Source organism: Acinetobacter sp. Ag2 (genome assembly GCF_001005515.1).
GTDB classification, from domain to species: domain Bacteria; phylum Pseudomonadota; class Gammaproteobacteria; order Pseudomonadales; family Moraxellaceae; genus Acinetobacter; species Acinetobacter bereziniae.
The window spans coordinates 167,048-188,247 of record NZ_LBNA01000059.1; the positions used below are offsets into that span (position 1 = coordinate 167,048).

Annotated in this window: 15 protein-coding genes; 4 read left to right on the forward strand and 11 right to left on the reverse strand. The window is 38.0% G+C overall.

Annotated features, from left to right (window positions below; all coding sequences use genetic code 11):
* Positions 1–74: 74 nt before the first annotated feature.
* From dld to AAV97_RS20020, 5 genes are all read right to left on the reverse strand, one after another.
* The gene (gene dld, locus AAV97_RS20000; RefSeq protein ID WP_046761541.1) at positions 75–1,772 is read right to left on the reverse strand and encodes a D-lactate dehydrogenase; all 1,698 of its coding nucleotides are present in this window, start codon (positions 1,770–1,772) and stop codon (positions 75–77) included.
* Positions 1,773–2,057: 285 nt separating this feature from the next.
* Positions 2,058–3,212, reverse strand: a complete 1,155-nt coding sequence (gene lldD, locus AAV97_RS20005) for an FMN-dependent L-lactate dehydrogenase LldD (RefSeq protein WP_004829155.1) — start codon at positions 3,210–3,212, stop codon at positions 2,058–2,060.
* Positions 3,213–3,214: 2 nt separating this feature from the next.
* On the reverse strand, positions 3,215–3,958 hold the full coding sequence (gene lldR / locus AAV97_RS20010) for a transcriptional regulator LldR (protein ID WP_046761542.1): 744 nt from the start codon (positions 3,956–3,958) through the stop codon (positions 3,215–3,217).
* Positions 3,959–3,999: 41 nt separating this feature from the next.
* Positions 4,000–5,670: an L-lactate permease gene (gene lldP / locus AAV97_RS20015; RefSeq protein ID WP_171064853.1), complete on the reverse strand. Its 1,671-nt coding sequence runs from the start codon at positions 5,668–5,670 to the stop codon at positions 4,000–4,002.
* A gap of 521 nt (positions 5,671–6,191) precedes the next feature.
* Positions 6,192–7,109: a DMT family transporter gene (locus AAV97_RS20020; RefSeq protein WP_046761543.1), complete on the reverse strand. Its 918-nt coding sequence runs from the start codon at positions 7,107–7,109 to the stop codon at positions 6,192–6,194.
* A gap of 150 nt (positions 7,110–7,259) precedes the next feature.
* Here AAV97_RS20020 and AAV97_RS20025 point away from each other — a divergent pair, with 150 nt between their 5' ends.
* Positions 7,260–8,111, forward strand: a complete 852-nt coding sequence (locus AAV97_RS20025; RefSeq protein WP_004829163.1) for a LysR family transcriptional regulator — start codon at positions 7,260–7,262, stop codon at positions 8,109–8,111.
* A gap of 388 nt (positions 8,112–8,499) precedes the next feature.
* Positions 8,500–9,843, forward strand: a complete 1,344-nt coding sequence (gene argG / locus AAV97_RS20030) for an argininosuccinate synthase (RefSeq protein WP_005032700.1) — start codon at positions 8,500–8,502, stop codon at positions 9,841–9,843.
* A gap of 68 nt (positions 9,844–9,911) precedes the next feature.
* Here the strand turns inward: argG and AAV97_RS20035 are convergent, their stop codons facing one another.
* The 4 genes from AAV97_RS20035 to icd all read right to left on the reverse strand — a co-directional run bounded on the left by AAV97_RS20035 (position 9,912) and on the right by icd (position 13,109).
* Complete coding sequence (locus AAV97_RS20035; RefSeq protein WP_009584119.1) at positions 9,912–10,151, reverse strand: hypothetical protein; 240 nt, start codon at positions 10,149–10,151, stop codon at positions 9,912–9,914.
* A gap of 201 nt (positions 10,152–10,352) precedes the next feature.
* Positions 10,353–10,709: a hypothetical protein gene (locus AAV97_RS20040; protein WP_042087611.1), complete on the reverse strand. Its 357-nt coding sequence runs from the start codon at positions 10,707–10,709 to the stop codon at positions 10,353–10,355.
* A 172-nt stretch (positions 10,710–10,881) separates the two neighbouring features.
* Positions 10,882–11,364 carry a DUF2867 domain-containing protein gene (locus tag AAV97_RS20045; RefSeq protein WP_005032707.1) on the reverse strand — a complete coding sequence of 161 codons (483 nt, stop codon included), beginning with the start codon at positions 11,362–11,364 and terminating at the stop codon, positions 10,882–10,884.
* Between the two features lie 488 nt (positions 11,365–11,852).
* On the reverse strand, positions 11,853–13,109 hold the full coding sequence (icd, locus tag AAV97_RS20050; protein WP_005032709.1) for an NADP-dependent isocitrate dehydrogenase: 1,257 nt from the start codon (positions 13,107–13,109) through the stop codon (positions 11,853–11,855).
* Between the two features lie 581 nt (positions 13,110–13,690).
* On the opposite strand from icd, the gene AAV97_RS20055 reads away from it, so the two are divergent.
* Entirely contained in the window at positions 13,691–14,479 is a 789-nt protein-coding gene (locus AAV97_RS20055; protein ID WP_004829176.1) for an rRNA large subunit pseudouridine synthase E, read from the forward strand.
* 47 nt (positions 14,480–14,526) lie between these two features.
* Here AAV97_RS20055 and AAV97_RS20060 read toward each other — a convergent pair whose 3' ends face one another.
* Positions 14,527–15,768 carry a PD-(D/E)XK nuclease family protein gene (locus AAV97_RS20060; protein ID WP_046761599.1) on the reverse strand — a complete coding sequence of 414 codons (1,242 nt, stop codon included), beginning with the start codon at positions 15,766–15,768 and terminating at the stop codon, positions 14,527–14,529.
* A gap of 114 nt (positions 15,769–15,882) precedes the next feature.
* On the reverse strand, positions 15,883–18,114 hold the full coding sequence (locus AAV97_RS20065; RefSeq protein WP_046761544.1) for an NADP-dependent isocitrate dehydrogenase: 2,232 nt from the start codon (positions 18,112–18,114) through the stop codon (positions 15,883–15,885).
* Between the two features lie 598 nt (positions 18,115–18,712).
* Between AAV97_RS20065 and AAV97_RS20070 the strand changes: the two genes are divergently transcribed.
* Positions 18,713–21,169 (forward strand): acyl-CoA dehydrogenase, encoded by a 2,457-nt coding sequence (locus AAV97_RS20070; protein WP_046761600.1) that lies wholly within the window; start codon positions 18,713–18,715, stop codon positions 21,167–21,169.
* The last annotated feature ends 31 nt before the right edge of the window (positions 21,170–21,200 follow it).

Genomic DNA, 21,200 nt, shown 5'->3' on the forward strand with positions numbered 1-21,200 from the left:
TTACTCATGGTTTTTAAACAACTTTTTTGAAAAAATTTTAATCTATTGCGAACTGCAAAATTATTTTCCCAATTTTATTTCCAATATTTCAATTTACTGGTTTGCCCAATACCTACGTTAAAGCTATTGGTTGGATCAAGTTTTTGATAATGATTTTTTAAACTTGGTTTAGCCACATAGAGATGCCCTACATTATGTTCTGCGGGATATTCAGCTCCACGATCATCCAACAAATGCCACATTTGATGTTCCATTGCCAAAGGATCAACACCTTTTTTTACAATATAGTCTTGATGAAATACATGACATAGAAAATGTCCGTAATACAACTTGTGAATGATTAAATCATCCATCGCTTTGGGTAAGGTTTCCACCCACTCCCGATCATTACGACGCAATGCAATGTCTAAAGCAACTATATCTTCAACTTCTGAACGGTGTGTATCTCGATAGCGAATTGCCGCACCTGCAACGGCAAAACGGTGTAGAAATGCTTTGCGCCCTTCTTCCTCAGTACAACGGAAGAAACCACCTAAAGAATGCTGTTGAAAGTAGTCATGTAAAAAAGCTTCAACTTGCTCGACGTCTTGATTTTCGATACGAATCATCAAATGATGTTCATATAAATCACGAAACTCATTCATGCGCTTAGGCAAATGATTCGGTAAGAGTTTGGTCACTATTTGCAAAATTTTATCGGACAAATTACGTAAACCAATTTTCTCCAGATAACCATCGACTTTATCCTTCATCGCAAATGCCGCAGGTACTTTTGCTGTACCTAATTTTTCGATAAACATAAACGTATCTTTGCCGTATTCAGCGCCAATATCATAGGCAACACGATGAATATACTCACCGGCAATCGGCAGTCTAGGTAAATCTTTCAGTAAAAAACGACGAATTTCGGTGAGATCATCATGTGAGTTTGTCCCGACATAAAAGACCTGACTTGGTATTTTCTCAAAGGTGTCTAGACGTACTGCAAATACACAGACTTTACCTGCCGAACCCGAAGCTTCGAATAAACGTGATGGGTCCGCATTAAATCGTGCAGGCGTAGCTTCATCAACCTGTTTCACATCATGCGCATAACGATGATCTGAGGCACAACAACTCGGATTATTTACAATGTCATTGATTTGATAATTTTGACTTTCGAGCTTGGTTAAAATTTCCTCTGGAGTTTCACCCAAATGAACCCCCAAGTGATTGACCAACTCCAACTCACCTGAATCATTGACACGCGCATAGAGTGCTAACTCGGTATAGGCAGGTCCACGACGAACAAGTGCACCGCCAGAGTTATTACAGATCCCGCCTAAAACTGATGCTCCGATACATGATGAACCAATCACAGAGTGTGGTTCACGATTAAATGGAGCTAATTCTTTTTCCAAACGATCTAATGTTGCCCCTGGCAAACAAATGACTTGTTGACCTTGATTAATGACCTGAATGCCAGCCAAACGGCGCGTACTCATTAAAACCACGGGACGATCATAATCATCACCAAATGGCGTTGAACCACCAGTCAATCCAGTATTGGCAGCTTGCATAATCACGATGCAATCGGCGTTGACAGCAGCTTGTAACACTTGCCATTGTTCGAATAAAGTTCCTGGAACAACAACAGCAAGGACTTTGCCTGAACCGTATCGACGCCCTTGACGGTAGAGGCGTGTATCATGATCTTGGGTCAAAACATGCTGTTGACCAACAATTTGAATCAATTGCTGAATGGTTTGCTGTGAATCAAAATTCGATTGCATTTTCCCTATCCTATCTATAAATGCTGACTCAACAAATAAGTTCAGCATTCATTGCAGCGACATTATTTCAATGTAATTGCGACTATGGAAAGCTTTCGATTTAATGTATCTCAATTTAAAAAGATAGATCAAACCAAAGTCATCCGCAAAACTTGGTCAATATTTTTTAGTTTCATCTTTTAGAAATATCAACTGCTCAAAACGTTTGGCTTCAACGCTCACAGCTAATATTTAGGCAAGCAAATTCGATAGCTTGATGGATATTTGCTCAACCTCAAAAATATATTAATCAGTCAGTGCTTGATCTAGTTTGACTAAACAATCAGAAGTAATGTCAGCAATGGTTTTGGCACCCGTCAATGTCATCGCAACACGCATTTCTTTATCAATTAAATCAAGTAGGTTTGATACACCAGCACCACCTGCGGCACCTAAGGCATAGACAAATGCACGTCCTAACATACACGTATCAGCGCCAAGTGCGAGCATTCGCACGACATCTAAACCATTACGAATACCCGAATCTGCCAGAATCTTAATATCGCCTTTCACAGCATCCGCAATTGGAGGAAGTGCACGTGCTGATGACAACACACCATCGAGTTGACGACCACCATGATTAGAAACCACAATACCATCTGCGCCGAAACGTACTGCATCTTTAGCGTCTTCGGGATCAAGGATGCCCTTAATCACCATCGGACCATCCCAAAACTCACGAATCCATTCTAAATCTTTCCACGAAATAGAGGGATCAAAGTTATTGCCCAGCCAACCGATGTAGTCTTCGAGTCCAGTCGGTTTGCCTAAATATTTGGAAATATTCCCCAAATCATGCGGACGACCCAGTAAGCCCACGTTCCAAGCCCAATGTGGATGGAAACAAGACTGCATATAACGACGCATTGCTGCATTCGGACCACTCATCCCTGAATGTGCATCGCGATAACGTGCACCCGGTACAGGCATATCTACAGTAAACACTAAAGTTGAGCAACCTGCTGCTTTAGCACGTTCCAAGGCATTTTTCATAAAGCCACGGTCACGCAAAACATAAAGCTGAAACCACATCGGACGACCAATTGCTGGGGCAACTTCTTCAATTGGGCAGACTGAAACTGTAGATAAAGTAAATGGAATGCCTTTTTTATCTGCTGCAACTGCAGCCTGCACTTCACCACGGCGTGCATACATCCCCGTTAAGCCGACAGGAGATAATGCAACGGGCATTGATAAAGTTTCATCAAATAACTTTGTTTCTAGACTTAACTGAGACATATCATTTAAAACACGCTGTCTCAAAGCGATTTTTGATAAATCTTCTACATTGCGCTTCAGTGTATATTCAGCATATGCACCGCCATCAATGTAATGAAATAAAAATGGAGGTAAACGACGTCTCGCTGCTTCACGATAGTCATTTGCAGAAGAAATAATCATGTTCATATCCTGTTTAATCGGCTTGCACGTTGACGACGAGCTTCTTCTTCATCAATCATTCGTACTTGCTGCACTACAAATTCTATATGTCCACATACTGCATCTCTTGCAGCATCTGGATCATGACGTTCAATTGCATCCATCACTCTAAAATGCTGATCATGCAATTGATCAAATCGATGTGTTTCTGAGTAAACCTTACGTCTACCCAGTAATACGTTAAATTGCAACAAATCGAACACGCCCCGCATCATCTGAATCAAGACTAAATTGTGCGATGCCTCAGCAATCGCCAAGTGAAATTTAGCATCCGCCAGTGAAGCTTGTTCATCATCCCCTAATGACTGAAAGTAAGAAATCTGGTCATAATACTTACGGATCAAAGCCAGATCTTCTGTTGTTGCACGTTGTGCTGCATACCAAGCCGAGCCACCCTCAAGAATTGTTCGTGCTTCTTGCACATCAAAACGATAGGCAGGGTCTTGATCAATTAAATTACTTAACGGGCTAACAATCTGGTCTTGCGACCAGTTCACAGGGATTTGTTGCAAATAAGTCCCCGCTCCGACTTTACTCACCAGCATGCCCATACTGGTCAATTGCGAAATCGCTTCTCTTAAAGAAGAACGGGATACACCGAGTTGTTCACACAACTTTCGTTCAGCAGGCAATCGTTCTCCGACTTGCATGTTTTTTTCTGCGATTAACATGCGTAGGCTATGGACCACTTTGTCGGAGACTTTCATCTGCTTTCCTTAATATTGCATTGGTTCAGTGTCGCTGAGTCTCATGGAATCATCCATGGGAACACATAAGCTTGTAGGGTAATAATAATACCGATCATTACTGTAAACGTTATACTGTGTTTCACGGTAAAACGGAACAAATCTGATTCTTTACCAACAAGCCCGACCGCTGCGCAGGCAATTGCAATCGATTGAGGAGAGATCATTTTTCCGGTCACACCACCACTGGTATTCGCTGCGACAAGCAATACTTCTGGCACTCCAATTTGTTGTGCCGTGGTTGCCTGTAATGCACCAAATAATGCGTTGGCTGAAGTATCCGAACCCGTTAGGAACACGCCTAACCAGCCTAAGAATGGCGAGAAGAAAGTAAATGCTTGCCCTGTATGTGCCAATGCCAAAGCCAAGGTTGCAGACATCCCTGAATAATTAGCGATAAAAGCAAAAGCCAATACCATACCAATCGAATAAATTGGAATTTTTAATTCATTAATTGTTTCACCAAAAGTGACTACAGCTTCTTTAGGCTTCATTTTTAAGAAAATGATGGTGATGATTGCAGCAAAAATAATGGCTGTCCCTGTTGCTGAAAACCAATCAAACTTATAAATCGCATCATAATCTTTGATTTCAGATACTACTGGCGGCATCTTTTGCACCATTTGATGCAAGAAAGGCACTTTGATTGAAATCACCAAATCATGCAATGCACCATCTTTGGTAAACAAGTCTTTGAATGGTTTTACACTCCAGATCGTCACCATGACTGTCAGAATGGCAAATGGCGACCAAGCTTTCGCAATTTGAGCAAGGGTATATTTTTGCTGTTTTTGCTCAGCCAGATTTTCGTTCATGCTGGCATCTTCATTGGCAAAACGGAAGATATGTTTAGGTTGCCAATACTTCAATAAAATCGTAAGTGAAATCAAAGATGCAATAGATGCAGTAATATCTGGCAATTCAGGACCAACAAAGTTTGACGTTAAATACTGAGCGATCGCAAATGCACCACCACCAACAATCACCGCAGGCCAAGTTTCTTTAACACCACGCCATCCGTCCATGATCGCCATAATCCAGAACAGTACAATTGGCACCATAAATGGTAACTGTCGTCCGACCATCTGACTGATTTCATGTGTTTCAACACCTGAGACTTGACCAGCAACAATAATTGGAATTCCCATAGCACCAAATGCAACAGGCGCCGTGTTTACAATCAAACACAGACCAGCAGCATACAGTGGTTTAAACCCAAGCCCAACCAACAATGCTGCGGTAATTGCCACAGGGGCACCAAAACCAGCCGCCCCTTCTAAGAAAGTGCCAAAAGCAAAACCGACAAACAGCATTTGTAAACGCTGATCTTCTGTAATCGATAGAATCGAAGAACGAATAATATCGAACTGCCCTGTTTTAACCGAAATTTTGTACAGAAATACTGCACCAATAATGATCCATGCAATTGGCCACAAGCCATAGAAAAAGCCATAGACCATAGATGCCAATGCCATCATGGTAGGCATTTGATAAGCAAATAAAGAAACCAATAATGCCAATATGACTGTAATTGTCCCCGCAACACTTCCTTTCATACGGAATACAGCTAGGGCCAAAAAGAAAAATATAATTGGAATGAGTGCAATGGCACTGGATACCCAGATATTACCCATTGGATCATAAATCTGTTGCCAATGTTGAAGCATTGTCATCTCCTTGAAATGCTTGCCAGAACGTCGAGTTTGATAAAATCACCCATTTATTTCTCAATAATTGGTATGACCAATATAAAGTTAAAAAACAAAAAAATAACGCGTATTTTTACTTTATAGTAATTTTTGCTGATTTAAAGATCAATAGTTACCCAATTATTCATAAAATGGTATGACCAATTTTAAGAGTATTTTTATTATTTTAATTGCATATTTTCTCATTTCTTAGACAGACAGATTTTTAAAAGTTTTGTTTTTAAAAGTTTTTTTCAATGCTTTATTATTTTTATACGACTTTAGTCTAAAATGATATTTAAAAAGCAAATTTTAACCAATATCAAAACATATTTTTATTACGATATTAATCACACACTTTCATTATTGGTCTGATCATTTTAAAAATTTACAATTTTGATGCATGTTATAGATCATATAAAAAAATAAAATCAGTAAAGTTTTACTGATTTTGTGGATTGATACGATACAGAAATTATTATGAATATAAATTCCTTTGCTCTACCTTAGCGATGCTCACAATTCAAAGGTGTAACGACCTTCTTTTTCATTTGAATCTTTAAAGAACTCATCATAATACCTGTACAAATAAATGCCGCACCAATCAAGATATTCAAAGTAATCGGTTCATGCCAAAGCATATAGCCAAAAAATAAGCTTAAAATAGGAATACACATAATCGAGATTGACGCCACAAAAGTATCCACCTGACTCACAATCCAATTCCAGAGCGCAAAAGCAAACCCTGTTCCGACCACAGCAATATAAAACAACATCGAGTCATTGAGTGGATTTATCCATATATGCACATCAATAGGCTCAAAAATAACAGCACCAATCAGAATAACAAAACCACCGATTAACAACTGCCAAATGGTCAGTTTCATTTTGTCATAAGTGGCAAAATTCTGTTTGATATAAACAGTTGTCAGTGCCCAGAAGAAGCCCGATAAAATCAAGAAAGCCTGTCCAATCAAAGATAGGTTGAAATGTAAATCATGCAATTGTGGCCAAAGAATTGCGACTAGCCCCAAAGTACCTAAAATCAGTCCAAGCATTTTCTGGGTATTTAAACGTTCTTTAAGTACATAATGTGCCAGTACACCAATAAAAATCGGCATCGTAAACACCAAAACCGCAGATAAGCCTGAATCTACAAATTGCATGGCAAAAGTTTGAGTCGCATAAAAACCAATACAAATCATCACGCTTGAAATCATCAGTTTTTTCCATTCTCCTCTTTGTGGAAAAATAGATTTACGCAATAAACGTTGAACCAACATCAAAGTCAAGGCAGCTAAAATCAACCGTGTAGAAATAAATAAAAATGGTGGAAAAACCTGCAAACTGTGTTTGACCAGCCCCCACAATGATCCCCAAACGAGACACAACAAAACGATTGCACCCATTACTCTAAGATTCATTTGCTTTACTCATACAGATGGAAAGTAGACTTAGTTTAAAAAATAAATGACATCATGAATAATGCTATGTTTTAATACATCCATCATTTTTTTTAATACACTTGAAAATTCAACATTGTTATTAAAAGCGAATAGGTTTGAGGAATTGTCATGAATATCGACATCGGAGATATTAAGTCATTTGTAACGGTTGCCGAAATGAAGAGTATTTCTGCTGCTGCCCACAAACTTAACTATTTGCAGTCAAATATGACCGCAAAAATAAAAAAAATTGAAAACCACTACAAACGTCAGTTATTTATCCGCAAACCCAAAGGCGTTGAACTGACTGAGTCTGGTATGAATCTTTACCAACAATACAAAAAGATGATCTTTACTTGGGAAGAGACTGAAAATAAGATTTATCAGCAAGAAAAATACCTTCGTTTTGGTACCAATACCAGCTTAGGAGGCATGCGTTTCTACCCGTCTTTTAGCCAACTTTACGAAACCTATCCAGAGCTTTCAATCACAATGAAAACTGGTGCAACAGGCTACATCGAAGATGAAATTTTATCAGGCAATTTAGATATCGGTTATGTACTTGGGCATCCCAAACAGAAAAACATACAGTACATCCAAAAGGCAGAAGATCAACTGGTCATCATTGGTAAAAGTGTTATTAACCATGAGAATCTTGAGGATTGTCTCAATCACCAAAATATTCTGTTGGCTTCAGAAGAATGTTGTTATGCCACAACCTTAGATCATATTTATACGGACTACAACTTAACAAAAGGTGAGCTCACCCATATTTATGATCATGAAGCGCTGGTGAATTTCACTCAATTGGGTATGGGAATTTCAATGATCGCAAAATCACTGATCAAAAAATTTAATATTGAGTATTATCGTGAAACACCTGAACAATATCGAGATATAGGATTTTATTTAATTGCTCGAAGTGAGCATGTCTTTACCCCAATTGAAAAGCAATTTATCGGCTTGAATGATCAGCTTTAAAAATCAGAAGTCAGACTTATTTTCGCTTCATGAATGGATTCTGACTTTTGTTAAATTAAAAAAATAGATATATTCTGTTGATTTTATTTATTAATTAAAATTAATTTTACTGTATGAGTTTTCCAAAAAATTAACCATATAAGCCAAAGCAAACAGTACATCTAAAAATCCAGTTGATCTGAATTTTGAATTATCTCAATAATTTCAAAAGCGGCACGAACCGGAATTTAAGTAGATTACTTTAACTGCATAAATTGCTATTTTTTTCAATGATAACATTTAAATCCCATAAAACATTGACCGAAAAAGTGCTACAATACCGCGTTTATAAAATTCTCAATGGCCACCCATGTATGTGGTGCCTCTTTCGAAATAGTTAGGACGAGCAATGACTGACAATGCAACGATCTTGCAGAATGTACCAGTAGGCAAAAAAGTGGGTATCGCTTTTTCTGGTGGTCTAGATACTTCAGCAGCTTTATTGTGGATGAAGCAAAAAGGCGCAGAACCTTATGCTTATACAGCAAACTTAGGGCAACCTGATGAAGATGACTACGATGCAATTCCGCGTAAAGCTGAAAACTATGGTGCTGTTAAAGCACGCTTAGTGGACTGCCGCTTACAACTTGCATTAGAAGGTATTGCTGCGATTCAGTGTGGCGCATTTCATATCAGTACTGGTGGTGTTCCTTACTTCAACACTACACCTTTAGGTCGTGCAGTAACAGGGACAATGCTTGTTACCGCAATGAAAGAAGATGATGTAAATATTTGGGGTGATGGCTCAACTTACAAAGGAAACGATATTGAACGTTTCTACCGTTATGGTTTGTTGACTAATCCTGCACTTAAAATCTATAAGCCGTGGTTAGACCAACAGTTTATTGATGAGTTGGGTGGTCGTGCTGAAATGTCACAATTCTTAATCGACAATGGTTTTGATTACAAAATGTCGAAAGAGAAAGCCTACTCAACAGATTCAAACATGTTGGGTGCGACACATGAAGCTAAAGATCTTGAATATCTCAATGCGGGTATCAAAATCGTTGATCCAATTATGGGCGTTGCGTTCTGGAAAGATGATGTAAAAGTTGAAGCTGAAGAAGTTTCTGTTACTTTCGAAGAAGGCTTCCCTGTTGCATTAAATGGCAAACGTATCGAAGATCCTGTTGAATTTATTCTTGAAGCAAACCGTATTGGTGGACGTCATGGTCTAGGTATGTCTGATCAGATTGAAAACCGTATCATTGAGGCAAAATCTCGTGGTATTTACGAAGCTCCGGGTATGGCTCTTCTTCATATTGCATATGAACGCCTTGTTACTGGTATTCACAATGAAGACACTATCGAACAATATCGTATTAACGGCTTACGTTTAGGGCGTTTATTATACCAAGGTCGTTGGTTTGATTCTCAAGCATTAATGCTTCGTGAAACAGCACAACGTTGGGTAGCAAAAGCCATAACAGGTACAGTAACTTTAGAGTTACGTCGTGGTAATGACTACACCATCTTGAACACTGAATCTGAAAACCTCACTTATGAAGCTGAGCGTTTGACGATGGAAAAAGGTGATTCAATGTTTAGCCCTGCCGATCGTATTGGTCAATTAACCATGCGTAATCTTGATATTACCGATACACGTGCAAAACTCAGCATCTATACAAATACAGGCTTATTGGCTGTAGGTACGGGTTCTGCAGTTCCTCAGTTAAAAGACAAAAACAAATAATTCAGTTTAAAAAATAAAAACCGCCAAATGGCGGTTTTTATTGGTCAAGACTTTTTGCTGTGATCTAATTAAGATGTTGCCGCAGAATTCTGGTTTGTTTGAGTGGTGTCTTGTTGCGATTTTTGTTGTTGTTTTTGTAACTCAATCCGTTCTGCATGTTCTTGACGAATTCGATCATACTCTCGCTGAGTTTCTGCATCACTTTTTGCAGCTAAAAATGCCATTCCCACTAAAAAAACTGGAAATAATAATCCCAATGCAGCGAGCAAATAAATTTTAGGAAACTTCTTCGAACTTGTCTGTGACATACATTTAAATCTTTCAATAAATTTAAGTAGGCGTAATAATATAACAGAACAAACTTATTCAATATATGAAAAATCGAAATTTGAAAAACCAACACTTCATCATGAAGGCTTATTCAAGATACAACTTTAGCTTTCCTTTTAAATATTAACTTAAAGATCAAACGCTTAGTTAACAAATCATGAATCATAAATTCAAAGAAATCATCGATCTTTAGCAGACTGATAAGCAGCTTGCGCAATTGCTAAACTCTTCTTCTTTCCTTCAACGGTATCTGGGATCTCATTGCTCGTACCATTACTCGAATGACGCTGAAGATGCTGCTGTTGAGAATATTTGTGCATCTCAGGTTGAGGCTTTACGTTTTGTTGGGAGTTTTGTGTAGCTGTTCGCTGCGTTAGCTTCTGTTGAAGCTGTTGTTGTGGATTTGGTACAGCCATTCCTGCACATGGTCGAGACTGATAAGTTACTGAGCCCTTCAACACACACTTATGTACTTCTTTAGCTAAAACGTGATGAGAAAACCCTAAAGCTAAAACAACCAACACGATTTTATTCACAACACACACTCCATTTAAGTTTTAACAAAGTATCAACATTTAAGCTAAATTGCTATTTACACAGGAGTTTTTTTAATTATTGCTTTTCTTGTCACAATAAAGGGGGAAATATGACTTTTTTTGCCAAATCTTTACAGCATTTTGTCATGTTCACATTATGGTAAATTTCATGCTATTTCAAATTTCTCAATAGGCGACGTACAATCACACCATGTACCATAGAAACGGGAAGCATATAAATTTTCCCAAAAAAATTATAAGTGACAACACTGGTAAAAATTCTAAGCAGATTTTTCTGCTCATCATAGTTTTCGATCTTTAATACCACCAATACAGTTAAATGCTTATCGCTTGATTGTAAAAAAAGTTCATGATCTGAAACTTGAATAACATCAAAAAAATCTGCTTTTCCACCCTGCTCAAGTGCCATAGATTGAGAGTTAAAACCTTGTATAGGCTGTACACCACCCAGATGCAGACTGAAAAAGTCTCGAATTTTAAAAGCAATCTTTAACCATTTTGGTGGTGTACTGGTCATTAGGTGATAAGCTTGTGATGCTGTGATATTTTTATCAATACATTGTTGGTCTTGATGAATAAAATTAAGTTGATGAACAGGTGCAACCAATACATACGGATCTATTTCTGTATTCATGGAACGAAACCTTTTTAAATATAATAATTTAACGTATGAATAGAATCTAAATTCAGTCTACAGCAATCCAAATGAAGTACAATCACAAGCCGCCTAAAGTTGAATAAAATCATGAATGATTAGGCAATTTTTCAAATAAATAACTGTATTCAAAGATGAATATAAATTATTTAATGATAGTGATATACATAGTATCTATAGCATGCGATTTGAAATAAATAGATATTGAAAAAAGTACAGCTTTTTAAAGAGATAGAAAGCGTACCTCCTGTTTGGAAATCTACCTCATTAAGCTATTGCTACTACCTAATATTTTGAAAAAATTTCGAATGATTCACACAGGCAATGTTCCTCTCAGACAATACCAATATTTACATTGCAAACAGAACCATGATTTGATTTTATTGCAGTAGCTGTGCATGGCTAATGAAGAACCTTGATTAAAAAAGGTCTGCACTTGGCAGACCTTAGATTAAGTTGTCTCTTGATTAATTATCCATATTTTCAATGATCGCTTGCCCGAACTCTGAACAACGAAGTAGAGTAGCTCCTGGCATTAAACGCTCAAAATCGTAAGTAACAGTTTTTGCAGAAATCGCGCCTGAAACGCCTTTAATAATTAAATCGGCAGCTTCAGTCCAACCCATATCTCGAAGCATCATCTCTGCTGAAAGAATAATAGACCCCGGATTTACCTTGTCTTGTCCTGCATACTTAGGTGCTGTTCCGTGTGTTGCCTCATATACAGAAATTGCGCCACCAATATTTGCACCCGGCGCAATACCAATACCACCTACTTCTGCTGCAAGTGCGTCAGAAATATAGTCACCGTTTAAATTTAAAGTAGCGATCACGGAATAGTCAGCAGGACGCATTAAGATTTGCTGTAAAAATGCATCGGCAATCACGTCTTTGATAACAATGTCTTTGCCTGTTCTTGGATTTTTAATTTTGACCCAAGGTCCACCATCAATCAGTTCACCACCAAAGCGATCTAATGCTAGTTCATACCCCCACTCTTTAAAAGCACCTTCAGTGTATTTCATGATATTGCCTTTATGCACTAAAGTTACACTCGGCTTATCATTATCAATCGCAAACTGAATCGCTTTGCGCACCAAACGTTGGGTACCTTCTTTTGAAACAGGTTTAATCCCAATACCACAATTATCTTCAAAACGGATTTTAGTGACCCCCATTTCTTCTTTAAGAAATTTAATCACTTTTTTTGCTTCTGGGGAGTCAGCTTTCCATTCAATACCTGCATAGATATCTTCTGAATTTTCTCGGAAAATTACCATATCTGTCTGTTCGGGATGTTGAACAGGTGATGGTACACCTTTAAACCAACGCACAGGTCGCACACAGACATATAGATCTAATTCTTGACGTAGAGCAACGTTAAGTGAGCGAATTCCACCGCCTACAGGCGTTGTGAGTGGACCTTTTATCGAAACTACAAATTCTCTGAGTGCTTCAAAAGTTTCTTCTGGCATATAAGTGCCATAAATTTTATTGGCTTTTTCACCACAGTAAACTTCCATCCATTCGATCGAACGTTTGCCACTATAAGCTTTTTGAATTGCGGCATCGACCACTGCCTTCATAGCAGGTGTAATATCCACACCAATACCATCTCCTTCAATAAAAGGAATAATCGGATGGTTTGGAACATTCAGTGACAAATCTGCATTTACAGTAATTTTGCTACCATCTGCAGGTACTACGATCTTCTGATAACCCATTGTTCAGGATCTCCATTTTCTTATAGTGAGTAAATCCAAAAAAATTGCGCTATGAGCAATATTTGCGACCACTTTTTTAGCAAGATCAGTGTAATCGAATTCGATAATTTTTTGAGATTTATACGAGGAATAACAACATTTCTCAACTTAATAAAACGCATTGTTTCATGATTTAATGCTTTTCTAGAATGTATTTTTTATAAAAATCATAGCTTTCTTTTATTTCTACAAAATCAATAAATTTTGATCCTTAAAATAAATCAATAAAGATCACAGAACGCTCCTCTCATTTGAATCTTAATGCATTAAAAAACCAATTAAATGAGTGTAGGCAGTATTTTTTAAGGAAAACCAGCGCCCGTGTAAATATTCAAAAATCTAAAATCAAAGTCAGGCGCTCTTTTACTCCTCCTGTTGAATGACAAATAAAGTTGAAGAATACAAAGCTGAATCTGTTATAGTAGTCCACAATCAACTGGGCTTTTTGCAACCTAAACCACCCCATTTTTATCAAAACGGGTATTCAATCGGGTAACAAATCAAACCCAAAAAATTTTATTTATATATATTAGTGGCTTAAAGTGAAAATTGTCATTCTGAACAAACCCTATGACGTCCTCTCCCAATTTCGTAAAGACGAAGCACATATGACCATATCTGACTTCGTTGACGATCCTAGCTTGCGTATAGCTGGTCGTCTTGATATGGACTCTGAAGGTTTAGTTTTTTTAACTGATCATGGTGGTCTAAATCAGTATATTACCAATCCAACCAATAAAAAGTTTAAGACCTATTTAGTTCAAGTCGATGGTGATATTACTGAAGAAGCACTTGAACAGTTACGCAAAGGTGTTGAGTTAAAAGACGGTATAACCTTACCCGCTCAAGCCGCTAAAGTGGAACAACCAGAATGGTTGTGGGACCGTGATCCACCCGTACGTTTCCGTGCCAATATCCCCACCTCATGGGTAGAAATTTCGATTTGTGAAGGGCGTAATCGTCAAGTGCGTCGTATGACCTCTGCTGTTGGTTTCCCAACTTTACGTTTGATTCGCACCAAAATCGGTGCAATTGATTTAGTTCAGATGGGTTTACAACCGGGCGAAACAAAAGAAATCGAACCATTGCTTTATCCTGATTTTCAAAATGTACCTGCGGAAGAACCGTATCGTTCGCGTTCTTATGTCAAAAAACCAGGCGGTACTGGCGGAAAACCGATGGTACGTAAGAACAAAGATGGTTCTACTAAAAAATCTGGAACCAAACGTATTTGGCAGATGGATGACAGCGAAAAACCGCGTCGCAAAACCAATGGAACTACACGTCCAAATACCAAAGCTCCGCGTGGTCGTGGACGTAATGGTCGTTAGATTTTTTACCACAAGAATATGATATATTCTTGTGGTTCTTTATAAACTTAGACCATCTCTGCTTTGATGATTTCCTCATATTTAGGCAAATCATCTTTAATAAGATGATTAAATCGTAAAGTTATAATTTTCCTCACTTCTTCTAAATCTCCGTTTTCTACAAAATTTAATATCTCATCTTGAGTTAAAATTGTCTTTTGAAATGATAAATGCCACTCTGGCGACATCTGCTTTTTCCCCATTTTAGAAAAAAAATGCTTATTTTTTGAATATATTCTATATAAATTCTCTCTAACACTTTGATCACCTTTCCCTATTTTTAAATCAAATTTAACAAAATTATTTCTGACATTAAATTCAAATAAATACACCCAATTATCTTCTAAGTTTTCATCTATACTAAGTAGTTTACTTTTTACTAGATTTTTAATATTTTCTTGCAAAAAAATTGGTTGGAATCGAATATATGTTTTATTGCTATGAAAACTAACAAGACTGGTTTCACTCTCTACTAACTCTTTAATAATCTCACTTATTTCTGTAGTTACAGTTGGTGCATTGTACTTATAAACTAGCTCAAATGCAGCCCTGTATTTTTTATATAATTTTTTGGTAATGTACTCGATTTCCTTATTTTGATTTAACATGGATTTTAATGTCCCCAGATATTGTTCAGATACAAATTTAACTTTATCCGCTAAATTCAATCTTTGGTCTAAAAGTAACTGTTCTAAAAGTTTAATAATATGGGTATAGTTTAATTGAACATAATATTTAGCACCCTCACCTATAATCTCCTGATCTTTTAATGATAGATAAATGTAAATTTGATGATCATATTCGGAATATAAATCCTTGATGATATTTCTATATTTTATAAGCTGCCCTTTTCCCTCACCAGAATAAATTTTATTTTCAATCAACATAACAAATTTATTCTTAGGAGATAAAAAAAGTAAATCAATATTTTTAAATTCTCTTTTTATGATCAAATCTTCAAAATCCAAATGTATAAAGTCAAAAACAGATAAACCCTCTTCAATTCCTAAATTTTGATATTCATTTTCTTTGTAATAAATTTTAATAAATTCTTTAAAAACATGATCATTTAACCCATGTGTACCATTAGGATCAAATAACCAAGATAAAAAGTTTGAATGCTGAAGTTCTCGATGAGAAACTTTGAGAATATCCATCAAATTTACTTCTTCATTGGCTAAATTTTGTAAATTTGTAAAATCCTCATCAAGAATTAAGCTTTTTAATTGATTTTCGATATCACAAATCATACTCCCCCCAGTAGCTTTTTTCCTAATAATCAATCTTAAGTACATTTTTAAAACATGTATATAAAAAATCGGTGCCTAAGCACCGATTTTTTTATCTATGAATTGAATGGTTTACTAGATTTTTTCTAGCACTGCATTCAGTGTAGCACTTGGGCGCATTACAGCTTCAACTTTGGCTGTGTCTACAGCATAGTAGCCGCCAATATCTGCTGGTTTACCTTGAACTGCTGCAAGTTCAGCAATGATTTTTTCCTCATTGTCCGCTAACGCTTTTGCAAGAGGTGCAAACTTTGCTTTTAATTCTGCATCTTCTTCTTGTTCAGTCAAAGCTTCAGCCCAGAACTTCGCAAGGTAGAAATGGCTACCACGATTATCCAACTCACCTGTACGACGTGAAGGTGATTTGTCATTGTCGAGCAACTTGCCAGTCGCTTGGTCTAAAGTCTTGGCAAGTAGTTTTGCACGTGCATTGTCTTCTTTAATACCCATTTCTTCTAAAGAAACAGCCAATGCCAAGAACTCACCAAGAGAATCCCAACGCAAATGGTTTTCTTCTACAAGTTGTTGTACGTGTTTAGGCGCTGAACCACCCGCACCTGTTTCGTACATACCACCACCCGCCATTAACGGAACGATAGACAACATTTTCGCAGAAGTACCCAATTCCATAATTGGGAATAAGTCTGTGAGGTAATCACGTAAGATGTTACCGGTTACAGAAATTGTATCTAGACCACGCGCAACACGCTCAAGTGTATAACGCATCGCACGAACTTGAGACATGATTTGAATATCAAGACCCGTTGTATCATGCTCTTTCAAGTATTTTTGTACTTTCTTGATCAATTCGTTTTCATGTGGACGGTATGGGTCAAGCCAGAAAATTGCAGGCATACCAGAGTTACGCGCACGAGTTACAGCAAGTTTTACCCAGTCACGAATTGGTGCATCTTTCACCTGACACATACGCCAGATATCGCCTTCCTCAACATTTTGTGACATCAAAACTTCACCAGTTTCTAGGTCAGTGATGTTTGCAACACCAGCAGCTGAAACTTCAAAAGTTTTGTCATGAGAACCATATTCTTCAGCTTTTTGCGCCATCAAACCTACGTTTGGCACAGTACCCATCGTACGTGGGTCAAAATTACCATTCCATTTGCAGAAATTAATCATTTCTTGGTAAATACGGGCAAATGTAGATTCAGGCATTACTGCTTTACAGTCATAAGGTTTGCCATCAGCACCCCACATTTTACCACCACCACGGATCATGGCAGGCATTGACGCATCAACAATGACATCATTTGGTGAATGGAAGTTAGTGATACCTTTTGCAGAATCCACCATTGCCAATGCAGGACGGTGTTCTTGGCAAGCATGAAGATCTTCAATGATTTCTTCACGTAGAGATGTTGGTAAAGTCGCGATTTTTTCGTATAGACCCGCCATACCGTTATTCACGTTGATGCCGAGCTCATCAAACAATTTACCGTGTTTTTCAAAAGCATCTTTGTAATAAATTTTCACACAGTGACCGAATACAATCGGATGTGAAACTTTCATCATGGTTGCTTTTACGTGTAAAGAGAACAAAATCCCTGCTTCACGGCAATCTTCAAGTTCTTTTTCATAGAAATCACAAAGTGCTTTCTTGCTCATGAACATTGAATCAATCACTTCACCATCTTGGAGTGCAACTTTTGGCTTAAGTACAATCGTTTCGCCTGTTGTTGTAATTAATTCCATTTTCACGTTGCGCGCACGGTCAAGTGTCATTGACTTTTCACCGTGGTAGAAATCACCTTCATCCATGTGAGAAACGTGAGTTTGCGACCACTGTTTCCATTCACCCATAGAGTGTGGGTGTTTTTTCGCATAGTTTTTAACAGCAGCAGGCGCACGGCGGTCAGAGTTACCTTCACGCAATACTGGGTTTACTGCTGAACCAAGACATTTGCTATAACGGGTCTTGATTACTTTTTCTTCTTCAGTAGTCGGATTTTCAGGATAATCAGGGATTGCATAACCCTTAGACTGAAGTTCCTTAATGCAAGCTGTTAACTGAGCAACAGAAGCACTGATGTTCGGGAGTTTGATAATATTAGTGTCTGGATCTTGAGTAAGACGACCTAACTGTGCAAGGTTGTCAGATACCTTCTGTTCATCGCTTAAATAGTCCGCGAATTCAGCGAGGACACGTGCAGCTACAGAGATATCAGTTTTGACAATCTCTACGCCAGCTGGCTTAGTAAAGGTCTCAATGATCGGCAGTAGCGAATAAGTCGCCAATAGTGGCGCCTCGTCAGTCAGTGTGTAAATGATTGTTGACTTTCCACCAGCCATATATAGCCCCTTGCTGTTGATTGTGTTTTTGAGAACCGAGCTTGTGACCCGACTCCTACGAACCGATTTGCTTAAAATTAACCCTGAGAGTATCAGCCTTCATGCTATGAGAGTCAACGCAAGATCTGTGATAACGACATTTCGAAAAAAAATGGTACATCACAAATATTGCATCAAAGCGAATATTTGCACAAAAAATAAGCATTTTTAATAAAAATCATCAATATTCTGGAAATTAACACAAATTTATAACATCAGCAGATTCATTTTTTAAAATAAATATAGGATCCACGCTGGATTGCGCTCAATCAGTTCAAAACTGAGGCTGCTAAAAAATTGAAAAGTATTCATAGAATAAATACCCAATAAACTCTGCTTATCACACTTATATGGACTTTGAGTAAGATCGTGACCAAGATTGATTAACTTATACTCACAAAACAACAATACTTTTACCTTAATGTTTAGATAAAAAATCGTTATTAATAAATAATATGTTTATTTTTTCACCTTATTTTTTAATGAAAGAATAAATCTAATGTCATCAGGTCTTCGTATTTCTCAAAACTAATATTAAAACTCTAGAGGTAATATGTTTATGCTGTTACTCATTGCGATACTTATTCAAATTATCACACTTTGGGCTATTTTCTTTTTCGCGCTGTCTCGAAACATAGGGGCTGTGATCACCATAGTGGTTTCAATCTTAGCTGCATTGATCAGCCCATGGTCTCTGATCATTGGTCTTCCACTGATTCTGATCAGTCTGGTGTTAGTCATAGAACCTCTGCGGATGCAAGTATTGACCAAGCCTGCCTACAATACGCTTGCCAATGCGATGCCAAGTATGAGCACCACTGAACGTGAAGCGCTTGATGCAGGTACCAGTTGGTGGGAAAAAGAATTGTTTATGGGTGCACCCGATTGGGAAAAATTCAATGATTACCCTTATCCGACACTTTCAAAAGAAGAGCAATCATTTTTAGATAACGAAGTTGAACAACTGTGTCAATTATTGAATGAGTGGGAAATCCATCAAAATAAAGACTTAAATGAACAAACTTGGCAATTCATTAAAGAAAAAGGCTTTTTTGGACTGATCATCCCCAAAGAATATGGTGGACGTGAATTCACTTCATTTGCTCAAAGCCGAATTATGAGCAAGATTGCATCTCGCTCATTGACTGCGGCAGTGACATGTATGGTGCCAAATTCATTGGGACCTGGTGAGTTATTGCTCAACTACGGAACTGACGAACAAAAAAATCGTTATCTTCCTGGCTTAGCCAAAGGTGAAGAAATTCCATGCTTTGGTTTGACCAGTCCAGAAGCTGGTTCTGATGCTGGAGCAATTCCAGATACAGGCGTTGTATGTTATGGCGATTTTGAAGGACAACAAACCCTCGGTTTAAAGATGAATTTCTCCAAACGCTGGATTACCTTAGCACCAGTCGCCACTGTAGTCGGCTTAGCCTTTAAACTTTATGATCCCGAAGGGCTATTGGGGGATAAAAGCAAAACTGAATATGGCATCACTTGTGCGCTTATTCCTGCATCTCATGAAGGTGTTGTTGTAGGACCTCGCCACCATCCGGGCGGTTCACCCTTTATGAATGGTACGGTTGAGGGACGAGATGTTTTTATTCCAATCGACTGGATCATTGGCGGTGCTAAAAACGCAGGTAAAGGTTGGCGAATGTTGATGGAATGTCTTGCCGTCGGACGTGGAATTTCACTGCCTGCCCTGTCAACCGCAGCCAGTGAAATGACCTATTTATCTGTCGGTGCATTTGCAAAAATTCGTCAACAATTCAAGCTTTCGGTAGGTCAGTTTGAAGGGGTACAAGAAGTTAGCAGTGAAATCGTCAGTGGCACTTATAAACTTGAATCTTTCCGTTATTTAGTCACCTGTGGGCTTAATCAAGGAGGTAAACCTGCTGTGATGACAGCAATGGCAAAATACTATGCAACTGAGACCATGCGTAAACTGGTCAATCATGGTATGGACATTACAGGCGGTCGTGGTATTCAACAAGGTCCACGCAACTTCCTTGCCAACATGTACCAAGCTATTCCAATTTCAATTACTGTCGAGGGTGCAAATATTTTAAGTCGCTCCCTCATGATCTTTGGGCAAGGTTCTATGCGCTGTCACCCCTATTTGTTTGAAGAGCTACAACTTTTACAAGCTGAGGATAAAAATGCGGCTCTCGAAACCTTTAATACCATGCTCTACCAGCATTTAGGTTATACCTTGAACCGAGCTGCTCGAGCATTTACATATGGTTGGTTTGGTTCAAGCCAGCATCGACCAAATTCCGCAGACAAGTTTACTCAACCTTATTACAAAATCATCAATCGCTTCAGTGCAGATTTTGCGCTGACCGCAGATATGTGCTTAGGGCTCTTAGCTGGAGATATTAAACGTAAAGAAATGCTTTCAGGGCGATTAGCCGATATTCATTCACATATGTTCATTGCAACGGCAATTCTCAAATTTTATGAACATGGTCAAAGAAGTGAAGCCGAACAATTACATGCCCAACTTGCTTTAGATGAAACGCTTTATCTGGCACAAGAAGCATTTTTCGGCTTGTTTGATAATTTCCCGATTCCAATCGCCTCAGGTCTGGTGAAGTTTGTTTGCTTCCCATTCGGTAGACCACTCAAAAAACCAAGTGATCGTCAAAAGAGTGAAGCTGCTGAATTGATCATGCAGAACAATCCATTCCGTGATTATCTAAAAACTCAAGTCTATTATTCGGTTGATCCTCAGGATGCCTTTGGTCGAATGGAAGCAACCTTTAATCTACTGACAACAGTAGAAAATGAGTGGAATCACTTTAAAAAAGCGGAATCTAAAGGTGAATATCAAGGTCTTACATTTGAGGACCGTTTGGCTGATGCAGTCAGTCGTGGGGCAATTCAGCAAGATCTTGCAAATAAGTTGGCGGAATATAATGCGTTACGCTATGACAGTATGCTCACCGATATTTTTGACGAAAAACTGGAACGCGTATTGGAACTAGATAATCCCCATCTTCATCAAACATAGAAATATTTGGGAATACACTATTCTCAATGCT

Excerpts from the sequence above, each read along its gene's own strand:
- dld (WP_046761541.1), bottom strand. The coding sequence starts at position 1,772 with ATGCAATCGAATTTTGATTCACAGCAAACCATTCAGCAATTGATTCAA.
- icd (WP_005032709.1), bottom strand. The coding sequence starts at position 13,109 with ATGGGTTATCAGAAGATCGTAGTACCTGCAGATGGTAGCAAAATTACT.
- AAV97_RS20045 (WP_005032707.1), bottom strand. The coding sequence starts at position 11,364 with ATGAATACAGAAATAGATCCGTATGTATTGGTTGCACCTGTTCATCAA.
- AAV97_RS20060 (WP_046761599.1), bottom strand. The coding sequence starts at position 15,768 with ATGATTTGTGATATCGAAAATCAATTAAAAAGCTTAATTCTTGATGAG.
- lldD (WP_004829155.1), bottom strand. The coding sequence starts at position 3,212 with ATGATTATTTCTTCTGCAAATGACTATCGTGAAGCAGCGAGACGTCGT.
- AAV97_RS20035 (WP_009584119.1), bottom strand. The coding sequence starts at position 10,151 with ATGTCACAGACAAGTTCGAAGAAGTTTCCTAAAATTTATTTGCTCGCT.
- AAV97_RS20065 (WP_046761544.1), bottom strand. The coding sequence starts at position 18,114 with ATGGCTGGTGGAAAGTCAACAATCATTTACACACTGACTGACGAGGCG.
- lldR (WP_046761542.1), bottom strand. The coding sequence starts at position 3,958 with ATGAAAGTCTCCGACAAAGTGGTCCATAGCCTACGCATGTTAATCGCA.
- argG (WP_005032700.1), top strand. The coding sequence starts at position 8,500 with ATGACTGACAATGCAACGATCTTGCAGAATGTACCAGTAGGCAAAAAA.
- lldP (WP_171064853.1), bottom strand. The coding sequence starts at position 5,670 with ATGACAATGCTTCAACATTGGCAACAGATTTATGATCCAATGGGTAAT.
- AAV97_RS20020 (WP_046761543.1), bottom strand. The coding sequence starts at position 7,109 with ATGAATCTTAGAGTAATGGGTGCAATCGTTTTGTTGTGTCTCGTTTGG.
- AAV97_RS20070 (WP_046761600.1), top strand. The coding sequence starts at position 18,713 with ATGCTGTTACTCATTGCGATACTTATTCAAATTATCACACTTTGGGCT.
- AAV97_RS20025 (WP_004829163.1), top strand. The coding sequence starts at position 7,260 with ATGAATATCGACATCGGAGATATTAAGTCATTTGTAACGGTTGCCGAA.